Source organism: Methylobacter arcticus (assembly GCF_050917435.1).
In the GTDB taxonomy this organism is placed as follows: domain Bacteria; phylum Pseudomonadota; class Gammaproteobacteria; order Methylococcales; family Methylomonadaceae; genus Methylobacter_A; species Methylobacter_A titanis.
The window spans coordinates 935,972-950,909 of sequence record NZ_CP159583.1 but is presented as its reverse complement, the minus strand read 5'-3'; the positions used below and the strand labels follow the sequence as shown (position 1 = coordinate 950,909).

General features: G+C 46.1%; 17 protein-coding genes. 5 read left to right on the top strand and 12 right to left on the bottom strand.

Annotation, left to right across the window (positions count from 1 at the left end; genetic code table 11):
- Position 1: 1 nt before the first annotated feature.
- The 7 genes from ABXJ76_RS04585 to ABXJ76_RS04555 form a co-directional block, all read right to left on the bottom strand.
- The gene (locus ABXJ76_RS04585) at positions 2-355 is read right to left on the bottom strand and encodes a helix-turn-helix domain-containing protein (protein WP_432744565.1); all 354 of its coding nucleotides are present in this window, start codon (positions 353-355) and stop codon (positions 2-4) included.
- Complete coding sequence (locus tag ABXJ76_RS04580) at positions 352-645, bottom strand: type II toxin-antitoxin system HigB family toxin (RefSeq protein WP_432744563.1); 294 nt, start codon at positions 643-645, stop codon at positions 352-354. The genes ABXJ76_RS04585 and ABXJ76_RS04580 overlap by 4 nt, the downstream gene beginning before the upstream one ends.
- Before the next feature lie 3 nt (positions 646-648).
- Entirely contained in the window at positions 649-858 is a 210-nt protein-coding gene (locus ABXJ76_RS04575) for a hypothetical protein (protein ID WP_432744560.1), read from the bottom strand.
- A 4-nt stretch (positions 859-862) separates the two neighbouring features.
- Positions 863-2,212 carry a hypothetical protein gene (locus ABXJ76_RS04570; protein ID WP_432744557.1) on the bottom strand — a complete coding sequence of 450 codons (1,350 nt, stop codon included), beginning with the start codon at positions 2,210-2,212 and terminating at the stop codon, positions 863-865.
- Positions 2,209-4,584 carry a hypothetical protein gene (locus tag ABXJ76_RS04565; RefSeq protein ID WP_432744554.1) on the bottom strand — a complete coding sequence of 792 codons (2,376 nt, stop codon included), beginning with the start codon at positions 4,582-4,584 and terminating at the stop codon, positions 2,209-2,211. Before ABXJ76_RS04565 ends, ABXJ76_RS04570 begins: the two co-directional genes overlap by 4 nt.
- A 167-nt stretch (positions 4,585-4,751) precedes the next feature.
- Entirely contained in the window at positions 4,752-5,384 is a 633-nt protein-coding gene (locus ABXJ76_RS04560) for a hypothetical protein (RefSeq protein WP_432744551.1), read from the bottom strand.
- Positions 5,385-5,442: 58 nt separating this feature from the next.
- Complete coding sequence (locus ABXJ76_RS04555; RefSeq protein WP_432744549.1) at positions 5,443-5,739, bottom strand: hypothetical protein; 297 nt, start codon at positions 5,737-5,739, stop codon at positions 5,443-5,445.
- Between ABXJ76_RS04555 and ABXJ76_RS04550 the strand changes: the two genes are divergently transcribed.
- From ABXJ76_RS04550 to acnA, 4 genes are all read left to right on the top strand, one after another.
- A complete protein-coding gene (locus ABXJ76_RS04550) occupies positions 5,726-5,908 on the top strand; it encodes a hypothetical protein (RefSeq protein WP_432744547.1) in 183 nt (60 codons plus the stop codon). The two genes, ABXJ76_RS04555 and ABXJ76_RS04550, sit on opposite strands and share 14 nt — an antisense overlap.
- Positions 5,909-6,195: 287 nt before the next feature.
- Positions 6,196-6,417, top strand: a complete 222-nt coding sequence (locus ABXJ76_RS04545) for a DUF433 domain-containing protein (protein WP_432744545.1) — start codon at positions 6,196-6,198, stop codon at positions 6,415-6,417.
- The gene (locus tag ABXJ76_RS04540) at positions 6,414-6,770 is read left to right on the top strand and encodes a DUF5615 family PIN-like protein (RefSeq protein ID WP_432744544.1); all 357 of its coding nucleotides are present in this window, start codon (positions 6,414-6,416) and stop codon (positions 6,768-6,770) included. Before ABXJ76_RS04545 ends, ABXJ76_RS04540 begins: the two co-directional genes overlap by 4 nt.
- A gap of 444 nt (positions 6,771-7,214) precedes the next feature.
- Positions 7,215-9,911, top strand: a complete 2,697-nt coding sequence (acnA, locus tag ABXJ76_RS04535; protein WP_432744542.1) for an aconitate hydratase AcnA — start codon at positions 7,215-7,217, stop codon at positions 9,909-9,911.
- Here the strand turns inward: acnA and ABXJ76_RS04530 are convergent, their stop codons facing one another.
- The 5 genes from ABXJ76_RS04530 to ABXJ76_RS04510 form a co-directional block, all read right to left on the bottom strand.
- Positions 9,912-10,283: a thiol-disulfide oxidoreductase DCC family protein gene (locus ABXJ76_RS04530; RefSeq protein WP_432744540.1), complete on the bottom strand. Its 372-nt coding sequence runs from the start codon at positions 10,281-10,283 to the stop codon at positions 9,912-9,914.
- Between the two features lie 28 nt (positions 10,284-10,311).
- The gene (locus ABXJ76_RS04525) at positions 10,312-11,151 is read right to left on the bottom strand and encodes a RibD family protein (protein ID WP_432744537.1); all 840 of its coding nucleotides are present in this window, start codon (positions 11,149-11,151) and stop codon (positions 10,312-10,314) included.
- Positions 11,152-11,473: 322 nt separating this feature from the next.
- Positions 11,474-12,838 carry an adenylosuccinate lyase gene (purB, locus tag ABXJ76_RS04520; protein WP_432744535.1) on the bottom strand — a complete coding sequence of 455 codons (1,365 nt, stop codon included), beginning with the start codon at positions 12,836-12,838 and terminating at the stop codon, positions 11,474-11,476.
- 30 nt (positions 12,839-12,868) lie between these two features.
- Positions 12,869-13,960 carry a tRNA 2-thiouridine(34) synthase MnmA gene (mnmA, locus tag ABXJ76_RS04515; protein ID WP_432744533.1) on the bottom strand — a complete coding sequence of 364 codons (1,092 nt, stop codon included), beginning with the start codon at positions 13,958-13,960 and terminating at the stop codon, positions 12,869-12,871.
- Complete coding sequence (locus tag ABXJ76_RS04510) at positions 13,953-14,414, bottom strand: NUDIX hydrolase (RefSeq protein ID WP_432744531.1); 462 nt, start codon at positions 14,412-14,414, stop codon at positions 13,953-13,955. Before ABXJ76_RS04510 ends, mnmA begins: the two co-directional genes overlap by 8 nt.
- Before the next feature lie 189 nt (positions 14,415-14,603).
- Here ABXJ76_RS04510 and clpS point away from each other — a divergent pair, with 189 nt between their 5' ends.
- Positions 14,604-14,927: an ATP-dependent Clp protease adapter ClpS gene (clpS, locus tag ABXJ76_RS04505; RefSeq protein ID WP_432744529.1), complete on the top strand. Its 324-nt coding sequence runs from the start codon at positions 14,604-14,606 to the stop codon at positions 14,925-14,927.
- Positions 14,928-14,938 lie beyond the last annotated feature (11 nt).

Sequence of the window (14,938 nt, the reverse complement as noted above, 5' to 3'; positions counted from 1 at the left end):
TTTATCCATTAATTAGACTTTCTAAAGGAATATTTAAGCCGTGATGTAATTTTTTGATGGTTTTTAAAGTGAGTTGTAATTTACCGTCAAAAAACGCTTTTACTTTTTCGATTGTGCCGAAATAAACGGTTAAGTCATTTAATCCCAGCCCTTGCTGCTCCATTCTGAATTTTATGGCGTTAATTGAATGGGGCGCGGAAATAGGAAACTGTTTGGCTTCGTAGCTTTCAACCAAGGTCACCCAAATATCCAGCGCATCACCTTCAGGGGTGTTAATTTCTGCATCCATGAGCTTATCAATTTCTGCTAATGCCATTTGATAATCTGAGTCATTTTTTATCGGGAAAATGTTCATATTGTGTTTACCTCAATAGCGTCATATTGTTTGTGTGTGCCGATAAAGCGGATATAAACCACGCGATACGGGTAATTGATTTTTACGATAAGCCGGTAATCGTTGCCTTTGATGTTAAATATTACGCGATTATCGGCAATGATACTGGCGTTACGGAACTGGTTTTTTATCTGTTGTGGATTTGACCAGTCGGCTTTTAAGGTTTCGTAATACCATGCTTCCAGCGGCTCTTGTGCATCGGGGTATTGTTCCCAAAAATCGCGTAGTGCTTTTTTGGCGATGATTCGCATGGTTTAATACTGTTCTGATTGCTCTAAAGGATCATCGGCTAAACAGCCATAGCTCTGATTGATAAACGCCAGCCAATTCTGCCGTTCCATCGTTTCTTTACGCGGTTGAATAATCACAACCAGTTCGACGTCTTGATTGGCATATTCAGATGGAAGAGTTAAGTGGAGCTGGGCATTGTTTTCTATGTGAGTGGTGAATTGTAGGGTTTTCATGATTTTAATTCTGTAAGAAACTACGGCTGTAGATATGCCGAGCCAACGTTGGTAAAAAATCATTCGAAGCGACTGTCAGACTTCTTAAATCGGGCTTCTGATTAACCCAGAAATACTGCAATAAAAAGCCTTTAAAGTCGTGATCCTCAGCGTCTGGATTTCCTGTGTTTTGGCGATAAATTGAATTAACTTTACTGCCAAAATGCCCCGATTCATTGATATTCAAAGCCGCTAAAACTCCATCAATATTTTGTTCTGCATAGTTAATATCGCCATTTAAAGTTTGGCTATTAATAGCATTGCAAGGTGACAACGAAACACAACGTAACAAAATCCTTTCGTAAGGCTGTATTGCTTTTGGTAATTTAAACATGGCTCGCATGTTGACCAAGAATAAAAAACCAATAATCTGAGGATTTAATGGCTCAAGTAAATTAGCATGAGACACCCAATTACGGGTCATTTTCATAATCCATGCAAAGGTATAAATATCGCGGATTTTACTCAAGTCATTTCCATGCTTTTCTTTAAAGCTGTTGGGGTCAATATTTTCTTCCCATTCATGGACAAGCGTTCTTAAAAATAAGCGATATTGAATGTTTGCGGCAAATGGGTCATTCGGTTGTTTGACCGCTAAAAACTGCGATAAGGCATCAAGATAATTTTTTATGTCAGTTCTTGGTATTTCAATAACTGGTTGATTATTTTCTATTTTTATAAAGTCCCTAAATTGAATATTACCGTCGTCTTTTTCAATATGGGATTTTAAAAAATTACAGCCTTCAATAATCCCCCGCCTTAAAATCGCATAATCAGATTCTCGTTCTTTAATCCATTGCCTTAATTTCCCATACTCAGCATCGCTTTTTTCAAAACCTACGACTTCTGGAATATAAATGTCATCGCATTGTTTTTTAAAACCACTAAAAGAATTTTTTTCTCCGGTCATAAAACACATTTTTTCCGCTGGGATGCCTAAATGCACCAAGTCATTGAAAATATAAAAACCAGCTTCCTCATGAAATTTTGCTGTGGTGTGAGAGCGGCTAGGAATGGGTAAACTAAAATCGACGTTATTGTCCAAGCGAATATCGATAATGACTGCATCAATTCTTTTGGCTAATTCATTATTTACCTTGAATTCGGCATAATCAAAATAATGACGGCATAAGAAAACACAATGCAAAACCGAATTTTCTTTACAAAAGTTTTCCAAGTCGTTCGGACGACTCAACAAACTAAGCTCATCTTCATCCCAGTTGTCAAAACTGATTAAATCCAGAAACATCGAACTTAATGTGCCGGTACCTGTGGGCAAAGCGCCGCCAAAATCTTCAATCCACAAAATATTCATGATTCCCCGTCAAATAAGGCTTTATTTAAAATTAACTCGGCTGTAAAAAGCTGTTCTTCACTTTTGCAGGCAAATTGTGCTTGTTCGCCTAACAATTCCACCAGCCGTTTGATAAATGCCAAGCCTTTATGGGTTCCGGCTAAATTGCTGGTCGCATTGGCTTTGCAATGGTTTCTAACCGAAAACACATAGTTGTCTTGCCCTGCCAACTGCCAGCTAATTTGAATGCGGTTCTCGCCATCCCAATATTTCAAAGCATTCAAAATAAGCTCAGACGTGATGGCAAACAGCAAAGAAAAGCGGATTTGATTAACACCGAAATTTAGCTTGTCGCTGTCTGCTATGGACACTTCAATCGCCGGAATATGTTTAAGCGTCCAAGCATAGAATACATCAACGCCTTGACTATCGACATTAAGCGGCAAAACTTCTTCGATAAACGACTTGCGCGTTGCCTTAATTAACGCAGTTTCCGGGTTATTTAGCAGCTTTCTTAATTCGCTGGTGTCGCTCATGAAAATGATGCGATTTAACGATTGCCGTAATGCCGAAGCAATAACCCACTTAGGCGTTGCTTTGCCTGTATGATCTTTTTGCCAGGATTGTTTAAATTCCTGCGGATCGCTGATTGACTGCTTAAAGGTATCAATTAAGCAATCGGTTAACGACAGAGTGGAAAATAAGGCAGCAATTTTGTTGATTGCTTGATAGTGCTTGGTGTCTTTTTCATAGACCTCGCTACCTAATAGATGAATGGCTTGTCTGAGCGATTCCGGCGCAGTCGCTAAAGCGTTACGCATGGTATGGGTAAAGAAAGACAGCATTTCCTTTTCTTTTTCATGCAGTGCTTTGTAAAGCGACATATTTTCCTCTGCTTTTTTAATCGTTGTCAGAGAAATTTCTTTCATGCTTGTTTCTTTGTAATCCGAATTTACGAATACTTCTTCAACAAATTGTTTTGCCAAGTCAAACTCTCCTTTTGAAATATGGATTGCAATCCTTTGATGTAAAAGTTCAATCGCTTTTCGGGAGTGCGGTGAAATAGTAAGAATTTCTTCTTCATTGAGTTGAGCCAATTTTTCTCGACCTATTTTTTGATAAAGTTGCTTCGCTTTTTGTTTGAAATCAGCAGAATTATTGCCTTCCTGTTGGTATCTCCAAGTAACTCTACCTGCCTCAAAGAAATCAGCTAAAGCTTTAAAAGCACGATATTTTATTTCGCTTTCTTCTTGGGATTGCTCAAACCGATCAACAGCAGTGAGGTAATACTCGAAAGCCTGAGAATCCAAGTCTTCTTCATTCCCAAGGTAAGGATCAAATCCATGCTCACTCATATAACCTAACCAATAGGAAGCTTCCGCCTTTCCTTGAGCAGCAGATTTAAACCATTCATCAGCAAATTTATAATTTTGCTCAGTGCCTAGTCCATGTAAATAGCATAGTGCTAGACGACATGCCGCATCAGCTTGATTATCCTCATCGCGTTCAGCTGCCAATTTATAAGCTCTAAACGCTAATTCTTCATTTTTTTCACACCCTTTGTCTTGAGCCGCTAAATTGCCCACTAAGAGCAAAGCACGGGCAACGCCACGATTCGCTGCAAGTCTATAGAAGTTGAACGCTTGTTCATCGTCCTGCATAATACCTTTGCCCTGCTCATATAGATCGCCCAAGAAGTAATACACTTCGGCTACCTGGCTGATATATTTAGTCCGGGTTGTGGCTTCCGCAAAATAAGCATCGGCCAATTCAACCGCTTTTGTTATCCACTCAAAAGCCAAATGTTGGTTTTGCTCTACCCCTTTACCGTCACGATAACAGCAAGCCAAGTAATAATAAGCTTCAGCAAAACCTTGTTCCGCTGCTTTTTTAAACCAATCAAAGGCACGTTTATCGCTTTGCTCGCAGCCCAAACCAGACACATAACAACGCGCCAACCAGTATTGCGCTTCGGCACAGCCTTGCTCAGCGGCTTTGCTGAACCAATTAAAAGCTGAAGCCTGTTGCTCACAGAGCGAAGGTTCACTACTAAAACAAGATTCAAGATCACGATACAAAGTGTCATTAGGCTCAGTAAAACCCTGTTTTTTGGTGGTAACCCAGTTATAAATTAGCTGATACTTGTCTGTTTCTAAGGGAAAAAGTAGACAGTAAAGGCCGTTCAATGTTGCATGGTGACTCCCCAAAAACAACTGCGCCTCAACCAAGCCTTGTTCTGCCGATTGGTTCAGCCAACGCATAGCTTGCTCCAAATCCGGTACAACCTCAATGCCGCAGGCATAGCGATAAGCAAGATCGAATTGCGCTTGTGCATCGCCATTGTCGGCCAGTTGTTGTAAAGCAGCGGTTGAAGTAGTTGAATTTTGTTGCATGGTTTGACCTGCCTGTTGAGTTGTCTGGGTAAGTTTGACGTTGTCGATCAACGCTTGTTGTTTTTTCTGTTAGCCATTTTGCCTTGGCGGGTTTGGCCTGTAATGGGAGCACTATGGGAATGCTGCCCACCGATAACGGGCGTCCAGTACACCGATTGCTACGTTTTTTAAAGCAAGCCATCCAGGTTGCTTTCGGCTGAACGCGCTTTGGCTTTTTCCGTTCTGGCCCGTTGCCGTTCAAGCTTATACTCTTCAATCAACGCTTTGATCGCTTCATTGCCCATACGAGTCTTGTTGGTTTCTTCATCACTGTTCAATACGGAGGCTTTTACGGTTTCGTAGCTACATTCCTCATCAGAAAACTTACGTCGGCCATCTTTATCTAGTTGTAACGGACGCAAATGCTGTATGGCACGAATCAAATCTCCGTATCCTTTCAGATTATCAGCGACTTTGCGCGTATTCAGTTGAGCGCGGGCCAGTTGCGCCAAGGCGTTTTCAATACCCAGTTCAAAATCTTCCGGGTGTAGCCCTTCTTTATCAATGTAAACACCGGCCACACTGTTGCCAACATATTCAATAGCACCACGCGAAGCCAGTAGATCATAGATAGGACTGCTCCGGTCAATGACAACCTCCAGAATTTTTCCAGTTATCAGGAAAAATTTAATATGAAAACCGTTGTCGTTAAAAGTTGTTTCTTTTTGAATTTGGCCTCTCTTGCCGAAATCACGGATACTGTCATCCTGCATTACAACAGGTTTTTCCATTTTTGCATTTTTTTGGTTTTCATCAATCATGACAGTGTCCTCGTAGCCGGTTGAGTCTGGGATGTTCTGTAATTCTATGGCGCTATGATTATTCGTTTTCAGTACTTGAATAACCCAATAGCTGCGCTAAAGCGTCTTGTTGAAGTTGCTCATTAAATTGTTCGAATTCCGATAGCAGTCCTTTGGCGATAACAAATTGCCTCATCGCATCCTGTTTTGCCTTGCCTTCGATGGTAGCAATCGCTGAGCGTTGTACCCAGTTAGCCATTGCCCCTTTATCAAACGTTCCTTCAGGTGCGGCACTGTAGGGAGTTCGGATGGCTTCTGCCAGTTTGCGATAAATATCTCCCGGCAAACATGTAGAAAATTTGATGACAGTTGGCATTAGACTTCTCCTGATTTTTGATGCGCCATTTGCTCGTAATACCTTGTTAATTTCAAAATGCGGTTATGTGCAAAACTCGGTTAATCCTGCATCAGCATTCTATTTTTCCGATGTTGAAATACTTAACCGTGAAGCCACTCTCTGCGGCATGTTGTATATTATCGGGTAATGAAATTAAGCTGTAATGGGAGAACTGTGGGAGTTTTTTGATTCTATCAATGAACCATTGCCGTTCGCGCTGAGTCCTTCGACAAGGCCTTTAGTCCTGAGCTTAACCAAAGGGCTCAGTGCGAACGAATAGAGTGTTGGTAGAGGAGTGAAATAAAGTTGTAAAAGTCCGCCCACACATGGCGAATCTCGCCATGACTTGCCGGTCTTTCGCGCGCGAATGGATGCCAAATTGACCAAAAAGATTTATGCTAGGATGATAACATTGATTAAAGAGGAGTCATGACCATGAATTTAGAAACAAGAATCACCCATAACCCACTTCAGTGCGGCGGCAAACCTTGTGTTCGCGGCATGAGAATCCGCGTCAGCGATATTTTGCAAATGTTGGGCGAAGGCGTAAGCAGCGAAGAAATTTTGCAGGATTTCCCTGATTTGGAACCGCAAGATATTCAAGCTTGCCTGTTGTACGCTGCTCGCCGGGCGAATTTGGAACGCTTGGCGGCATGATTTACTGGATTGATGAGCAACTGCCGCTGCAATTGCCAAGCTGGCTTAGCCAGACTTTTAACGTGGAAGCCTATGCCTTGCGTGACCAGCAATTACGCGATGCCGAAGATGAACAAATTTTTCAAAGAGCGCGTCAGCAAGGTATCGTCATTATCAATAAGGACAGTGATTTCGTCGAGATGATGTTGCGCTTGGGCGCTCCTCCGCAACTACTTTGGGTCACTTGCGGCAACGTCACGAATCGCCGCTTGCAAAACATTTTGATTCAGGTATTTCCTCGCGCTCAGGAATTACTGGTCAAAGGCGAAGCCGTTATAGAAATAACCGACCTTGAAACTACGAAAACCTCATGATACTGATAAATAGGACATTGGCCGTATCAACTATCTTATGAATAGGGTGATCCGATATTTCCAATGTTGTTGACATAAGGCGTTCGACAAGTTCAGGACGAACGGGCGGGGGCTTATGTCAACAGTATTGACCGACATTCCGTATGCATTGTTAAACCAAAATCAAGCTCTCGATTACCTCAAGATAAAATCAAAATCCTTGACGTAACTACAGATGCGGGTAAAAGCTGTTTAAGTTATTATCATTTTTCGGTTTCTCACTTAAGACGGGACAGACGCAAGGCTTAACCGTTCGCCCTGAGCCTGTCGAAGGGTGGATGGTTAAGCCGTACAGGGTTCGACAAGGCTCTCCTGAGTTTATCGAAGGGCTCATCACGAACGGCTTAACCTTAAACTGCCCATGTTAAATTGAAAGCCCAAATGCCTATCACGGAGGTTTCTATCATGATTAACCACGATCCATTTGGTACCCATCAACAACTGAAAACCGATAGCATCGGCTCGGTCTCGTATTATTCCCTGCCCCAACTTGAAAATACCGGCGCTGTCAATGTCTCACGACTGCCGCACACGATAAAAATCCTGCTTGAATCATTATTGCGTAACTGCGACAACGACATAATTACCCAGGATCATGTCTTGAGCGTCGCCAATTGGCAGCCGCAAGGCACACGATATGAAATCCCCTTCAAACCGGCCCGGGTGATATTGCAGGATTTTACCGGCGTTCCGGCGCTCGTAGATCTGGCCGCGATGCGGGATGCGATGAAACAACTGGGCGGCGATCCAAAAAAAATCAATCCTTTTATTCCCTGCGACTTGGTGATCGATCACTCGGTACAGGTGGATTATTTCGGCAAGGCCAATGCGCTGCTATTAAACGAAACCATCGAATTTGAAAGAAATGCCGAACGCTATGAGTTCCTTAAATGGGGGCAGTCGGCGTTCCAAAATCTCCGCGTGGTCCCTCCTTCGACCGGCATCGTGCATCAGGTAAACCTTGAGTACCTTGCTCCGGTCGTGTTCCATAATAAGGACAAAAACGTCTGTTATCCCGATAGCTGCGTCGGCACCGACTCGCATACGCCGATGATTAACGGTCTGGGCGTACTCGGCTGGGGCGTCGGCGGCATTGAGGCTGAAGCGGTGATGCTGGACCAGCCCATCTATATGCTGGTTCCCGACGTGGTCGGCATTAAATTGACCGGAATGCTGCCTCCCGGCGTGACCGCGACGGACCTGGTGCTGCGCATTACCGAGCTTTGCCGGAACTTTGGCGTGGTCGGGAAGTTCATCGAGTTTTACGGTTCCGGGCTGACCAACTTGAGTATTCCGGACCGGGCCACGCTCAGCAATATGGCGCCGGAGCAAGGTTCGACAGTGAGTTTTTTCCCTATCGACGACGAGACGCTCAGCTACATGCGTTTCACCGGGCGTCATGCGGAGCTAATCGATCTGACCGAACGTTATGCCAAAGAACAGGGACTGTTTCGCACCGACAATACGCCGGCCCCCGAATTTACCCAGATCATGGAAGTCGATCTAGGCACCATTGAACCCTCGCTGGCAGGCCCGAAGCGTCCGCAAGATCGCATTTCCCTCAGTCAGGTAGGGCCGACATACCGGCAAACACTGACCGCACCGGTAGGTATCAAGGGCATGGGGCTGTCCGAGCAGGATCTGGAACGCAGCGGCATCGTGTCGAGGAACGATGCGCATGAGAAAATCACCCACGGCGCGGTCGCGATCGCGGCGATCACCTCCTGCACCAACACCAGCAATCCATCGGTTATGTTGGCAGCGGGCTTGGTTGCCAAGAAAGCGGTGGAGCGGGGCTTGAAAGTTAAAAACTATGTAAAAACCTCTCTGGCCCCCGGCTCATTGGTGGTAACGGAGTATTTAAAGCAGTCGGGATTGCTCGGCTTTCTGGAACAACTCGGCTTCTATCTGGTCGGCTACGGCTGCACTACCTGCATCGGCAACTCCGGCCCGCTGGATGAAGCGGTTGAAAAAGCGATAGTGGACAACGATCTGGTCGTATCAGCGGTGCTGTCCGGCAACAGGAATTTCGAAGGCCGTGTGCATCCCTTGACCAAGACCAATTATCTCGCCTCGCCGCCGCTGGTCGTCGCCTATGCGCTGGCCGGTTCAACGGCGCTGGATATTACCCGCGAACCGCTGGGCGAAGATAAGGACGGCAAGCCGGTTTACCTGAAAGACATCTGGCCTACGCCCTGGGAAGTGGCTGAGGCCATCCGGCAATTTGTAACGCCGGAGATGTTCCGGGAGCGCTATGCGGATGTTTTCACCGGCACCAAAGCATGGCAGAAGGTTGAGGTTACCGGAACCGAATTGTATGCCTGGGACGAGAATTCGACCTACATCAGGAAACCGCCGTTCTTCGAAGGGTTGACAACAGGTCGGCAACAGATACAAGCGCTTACCGGCATGCAGGTGCTGGCCCTGTTCGGCGACTCAGTTACCACCGATCATATTTCACCGGCCGGTCAAATCGCCCCTGGCTCTCCTGCGGCGTTATACCTTTTAGAGAAAGGCATAGAACAAAAAGACTGGAACAGTTACGGTTCGCGCCGGGGCAATGATCAGGTGATGAGTCGAGGCACCTTCGCTAATATTCGCATTCATAACCTGCTGGTTCCGGGCGTTGAAGGCAATGTTACGATTTATCATCCAACCGGTGAACGGATGACGTTTTTCGATGCCGCGATGAAGTATAAAGATAAGGCCACACCGCTGTGCATTCTTGCCGGCAAGGAATACGGTTCCGGCTCATCCCGCGACTGGGCGGCGAAAGGCCCGTTTATCCAAGGCGTAAAAGCGGTCATCGCCGAGAGTTACGAAAGGATTCACCGCAGCAATCTGATCGGCATGGGTATTTTGCCGCTGCAATTTATCGACGGCGAATCGGCTACAAACTTGAAGTTAACCGGAAAGGAAACATTTGCGATCGATATTTCCGATGCAATGGTACCGCAACAGCAAATTAATGTTTCGGCGACCGCGCCTGATGGAACCGTCACAGCCTTTAAGGCCGTAAGCCGCATCGATACGCCGATTGAAATCCAATATTATCGGGATGGCGGCATTCTGCGCACGGTGTTGAAAAAACTGGTCAATTAATCATAACCGCCCGCTGCGCCGCAGCCTTCGGTTAACCTGCCAATGATAGACCCTGGCGAGCAACGGACGAATCAGCGGCAACCCGATCAGCCAAGCCAGAGGTTTCAATACAGGCACTTTGCTCATTAGCAGGATATACGCATCCATCTCGGACAGAATCCGCTGATTTTCGTCCTGAATATGCAGTTCGGTTAGCGCCTTGTGAGGGTCGATGCCGATAAGACGCAGTTGCTCTTCCCGGCCGGTGATGTCGATCCAGCAGACATTTTCGCCCGCTTTTCCGGCGAGTTTTTCATAGGTCGACCTGTCTTTGACGCATTTTGGACAGGCGCCATCGTAATAAACGTTAATTTTTGCTTTATCCTGATTCATATTTATTACCTCCGATGAGCAATTAAGTTTAGCTGTCAGTGCTTGTCGATCGCTCCTGGCCGAATTGCATGAAAAACTGGCCGGATCCGGGCGGCGAGTCCTGTTCGTAGTACATTGCTTCCAGTATCAGGTTGCCTTCCGGTCCAAGCGTTGATCCGGTCAATAAGCTACGGAAGTCTTTGCCGCCGATTAGCTGGTGGGTCATGGTCAGGTATAACCTTGATAACTGCTGTTCCCGGATGACAGTGTCCAGCATTTGCGGTCCGGCAATAAGGTAAATAGTCTTGTAACCCAGTCCGCTTAACGCATCGATCAAAGGCGCGCCGTGAACCATGTTGTCCTCACCGGTAAAAAGTAGGGGATACCCCAAGTCCTGCCAGTAACGGATGCGATCAGGTGCGGCATTTATTCCTGTGGCTATATAAACGTCTTGCCCATGTTCTTTGAGACTGTCGTGCAGCGGAAAATTCAGGCTGGCGCTGGCGATGATCACGGCAGGCTGAAGCTGTAAACCATGGTTCCGGCGCCATTCAACCAGATCCTTGTTCCTGACCTGCAAAATATTGCCTAACCGTCCTTCGCCCAAGGCCCGCATATAGCCGCCATGAGTAATAAGGCAGTCCGCCTGAGCATGCAGTTCCATAAACAGGCCAAAGTCGGAAGCTGTTGTTATATGTTTGGGGATATAGGTGCTTTGCTGAGCGGTATCTTCCAACGCAATGCGTCCGTCCAGGCTCGACAGGAAATTGGCATAAACAAACGGACATCCAGCCGTTCCCAGTTCATGTAATCGATGGTTAAGGTAAAGACCTTTAAGGGAGACTTTTTTGCAAGGATCGGGATAAAACCGTAATAGTTTTGAGTGCATAGACCTATACCCTTTGCGCTTGAAAACCCGGTTTTAGCCCAATGTAAAATTAGCCGCTCCGGTTAGAAACCAACATCCCTATCACCCAACTGCCGAATTTTGATGTGCGCTGAGTATATCAATCAGACTGGAAAAATGGCCAGCAAATCTTTGTCGCGTGATCTTAAGGAATTGAACTCTATCCTGGTCTGTAATCGATGCTTAAAAAAGGGGTGGAAATATCCCCCTTTTTTAAGCCAAAGCCAAAGCCGAAGCTGTAGCGGTGTTATTTAATAGGCTCAGAGCTGCTTCGGCAGGTGAAGTCGCTACGCCTACAGACGCCCTAAATTCCTTTAGCGAGTCTTTCAGCGTAACCGGTGTAATTGCGCGGCGTCAATTCCAGCAAAATGGTTTTGGCTTCAGCCGGAATGTCCAGTTTCTCAATAAACGCCTGCATTTGTTCGGGAGTAATGCGCTGACCCCGGGTGAGTTCTTTTAGTTTTTCATAAGGTTTTTCAATGCCGTAGCGACGCATTACGGTTTGTATCGGTTCCGCCAACACTTCCCAGTTGGCATTGAGATCAGCCTCAATCGCATCGACATTGATCTGTAATTTGGATATGCCTTTTAAGCTGGCCTGAATGGCAATAGACGTATGGGCGATGCCGACGCCGATATTTCTCAACACGGTTGAATCGGTCAAATCCCGCTGCCAGCGTGATACCGGCAGTTTTTCGGCCAGAAAACCGAATATCGCGTTGGCTAAGCCTAAATTGCCTTCCGAGTTTTCAAAATCGATCGGGTTGACTTTGTGCGGCATCGTCGAGGAGCCGATTTCTCCGGCAATGGTTCTTTGTTTGAAATAACCCAGCGAAATATAGCCCCAGATGTCGCGGTCGAAATCCAGCAAAATGGTGTTGAAACGGGACAGTGCATGAAAATATTCGGCAATATAATCGTGCGGTTCAATCTGGATGGTGTAGGGGTTGAATTGCAGGCCTAAAGATTCGACAAAGTTTTGGGCAAATTCCGCCCAATCCACATCGGGATAAGCCACACAGTGCGCATTATAATTACCCACGGCGCCGTTTATTTTGCCTAATAATTCTACAGCTTGCAGTTGGTCATACTGGCGTTGCATACGAGCAGCGACGTTGGCAAATTCTTTGCCCGTGGTGGTCGGCGTCGCCGATTGGCCGTGGGTGCGCGACAGCATCGGCTGGCCTGCCGTTTGCCGAGCAATGTCTTTAATTCCCTCAATGCAGTCGAGGATTTGCCTCAGGATGACGACACGGCCTTCTTTGAGCATTAACGCGTAAGACAGGTTATTGATGTCTTCCGAGGTGCAGGAAAAATGAATGAATTCGCTGACTTTTTCCAGTTCTGCGCAACCGGTTATTTTTTCTTTCAGAAGGTATTCAACCGCTTTGACATCGTGATTGGTGGCTTTTTCGATATCTTTAACGCGTTGCGCATCGGCTTCTGAAAAATCGTTGAAAATGTCATTTAGCCGTTGCGTTGCCGTGTCGCTGAACGGACTGACTTCGGTAATCAGCGGATGATCGGCCAAGGCTTGCAGCCAGCGAACTTCCACGAGGACTCGAAAACGAATCAGACCGTATTCACTGAAAATAGGCCGCAATCCAGCCACTTTGTCGGCGTAGCGGCCGTCGATAGGGGAAATAGCGGTGAGGGCGAAATTAGTCATAGGATTATCCGAGTATTTAAGGGTATGTTGTTATTCGTTATATTTGGATTCAATAATCCCGCCGCCGAGGCATATGTCGCCATCGTAAAAAACGACGGATTGCCCGGGTGTAATGGCTCTTTGCGGCTGGTCGAATGTAGCCTTGCATCGGTCGTCGCCGATCGGTTCCAAATAACAAGCCTGATCTGCCTGACGATAGCGGGTTTTAGCGGTACAGCGCCGGGCTTCTGTCAGCGGCCGGTTGCTGCACCAATCCAGTTGGCTGGCCTCCAATGTGTTATGCAACATCAACGGATGATCGTGACCCTGGCCGACGATCAGGATATTGTTTTCCAAGTCTTTTTCCAGTACATACCACGGCTCATCCGGCGCATTTTTAACGCCGCCTATGCCTAAGCCCTGGCGTTGGCCGAAGGTGTAATACATCAAGCCATGATGCTTGCCGATAATCTGCCCTTCAGGGGTGCGCATTTCGCCGGGCTGGGTCGGCAGATAGCGTTGCAAAAATTCGGTGAATTTGCGCTCGCCGATAAAACAAATGCCGGTGCTGTCTTTTTTGCGGCTGTTGGCAAAACCGGCTTTATCGGCCATGGCCCGAATTTCCGGTTTATGCAAATGACCTATCGGAAACAGGGTGCGCGATAATTGTTTTTGTCCCAGCGTGCACAGAAAATAGCTTTGCTCTTTATTGGGATCCAAGCCTTTTAATAAAAAGAACTCACCGTCGTTCTCGGCTACTTGCGCATAGTGCCCGGTGGCAATATATTCCGCCCCCAAATCTTCTATCGCATAATTTAAAAAGGCTTTGAATTTAACATGTTTGTTGCACAGAATATCCGGGTTCGGTGTGCGACCTGCTTTAAATTCGGCCAGGAATACTTCAAATACCTCATCCCAATATTCGGCGGCAAAATTGACGGTTTTTAATTCAATGCCCAATTTATCGCAAACCTGTTGGGCGTCAGCGAGATCTTCCATCGCAGTACATTGTTCGGTGCCATCATCCTCTTCCCAGTTTTTCATAAACAAACCGGTGACTTGATGACCTTGCTCTAACAGCAGCAAAGCGGTTACCGAAGAATCGACACCGCCGGACATGCCGACGATTATTTTTTTACTCATGGTCAAGATCGATAAATGATTTAAGCAAGGATAAGGGGTGGCGTTGCCCGCTGAGATATTCGTCTATACTGACAAGCACTAACGGACTGCGCAAACGATGGCGTTCGGCTTCGACTTGATCGCGCGTCAACCAGTGTGTGGCAATTATGCCGTCATCCAGTGCTTGCGCCGGGTTATGTGAATGACAGCTGCCTGAAAAGCACACTCTGACAAAGCTCGGAAAATCGGGATTTTTTCGCCAAAGCTGGATAGATATGATGCGCTCAGGTTCAAATTGCCAGGCCGTTTCTTCCAGTACTTCGCGCTTTACTGCGGTAATCAGATCCTCGCCTGCTTCAAGATGCCCGGCAGGTTGATTGAATTGGAGCCCGCTAGTGGTTTCTTCTTCTACGAGCAAAAAACGTCGGTCTTGCTCAATAACTGCGGCAACTGTAACGTGCGGCTTCCAAACCATTGCAAAATTCCGGGCTATAAAAGCTTACATTTTACTAGATCTGGAGATATTATGCTGGTAAAAAAGATTCCGGGTAATGATACCAACCCTTCATAACAGGTCTTGTTAATTTTGTTGCAAATATTAAGAGTTGAAATTCGCCAGGATTAGCACTATGTTAGTAACTTGTAATATTTTACTATTTCAATTATGCCCGATTTTGATCCGTACAAAGATAAAGATGGCGACTTGGCTATTCAGGAAGCCAAGCCCAAGTTAAAAAGACCGCCTTTATACAAGGTTATCTTGTTAAATGATGATTTCACGCCGATGGATTTTGTCATTGAAATTTTGATGGATTTTTTTGCCATGCCTGAAGAAAAAGCAACTCAGGTGATGCTGCAAGTACATACGCAAGGGGTTGGTGTGTGCGGTACGTATTCTAAAGATGTTGCAGAAACCAAAGTCTATGTAGTTAACGACTATTCCCGAGAGCATCACCATCCGTTGATGTGTTCGATGGAAGAAGTGTAGGTTGGAGAGCT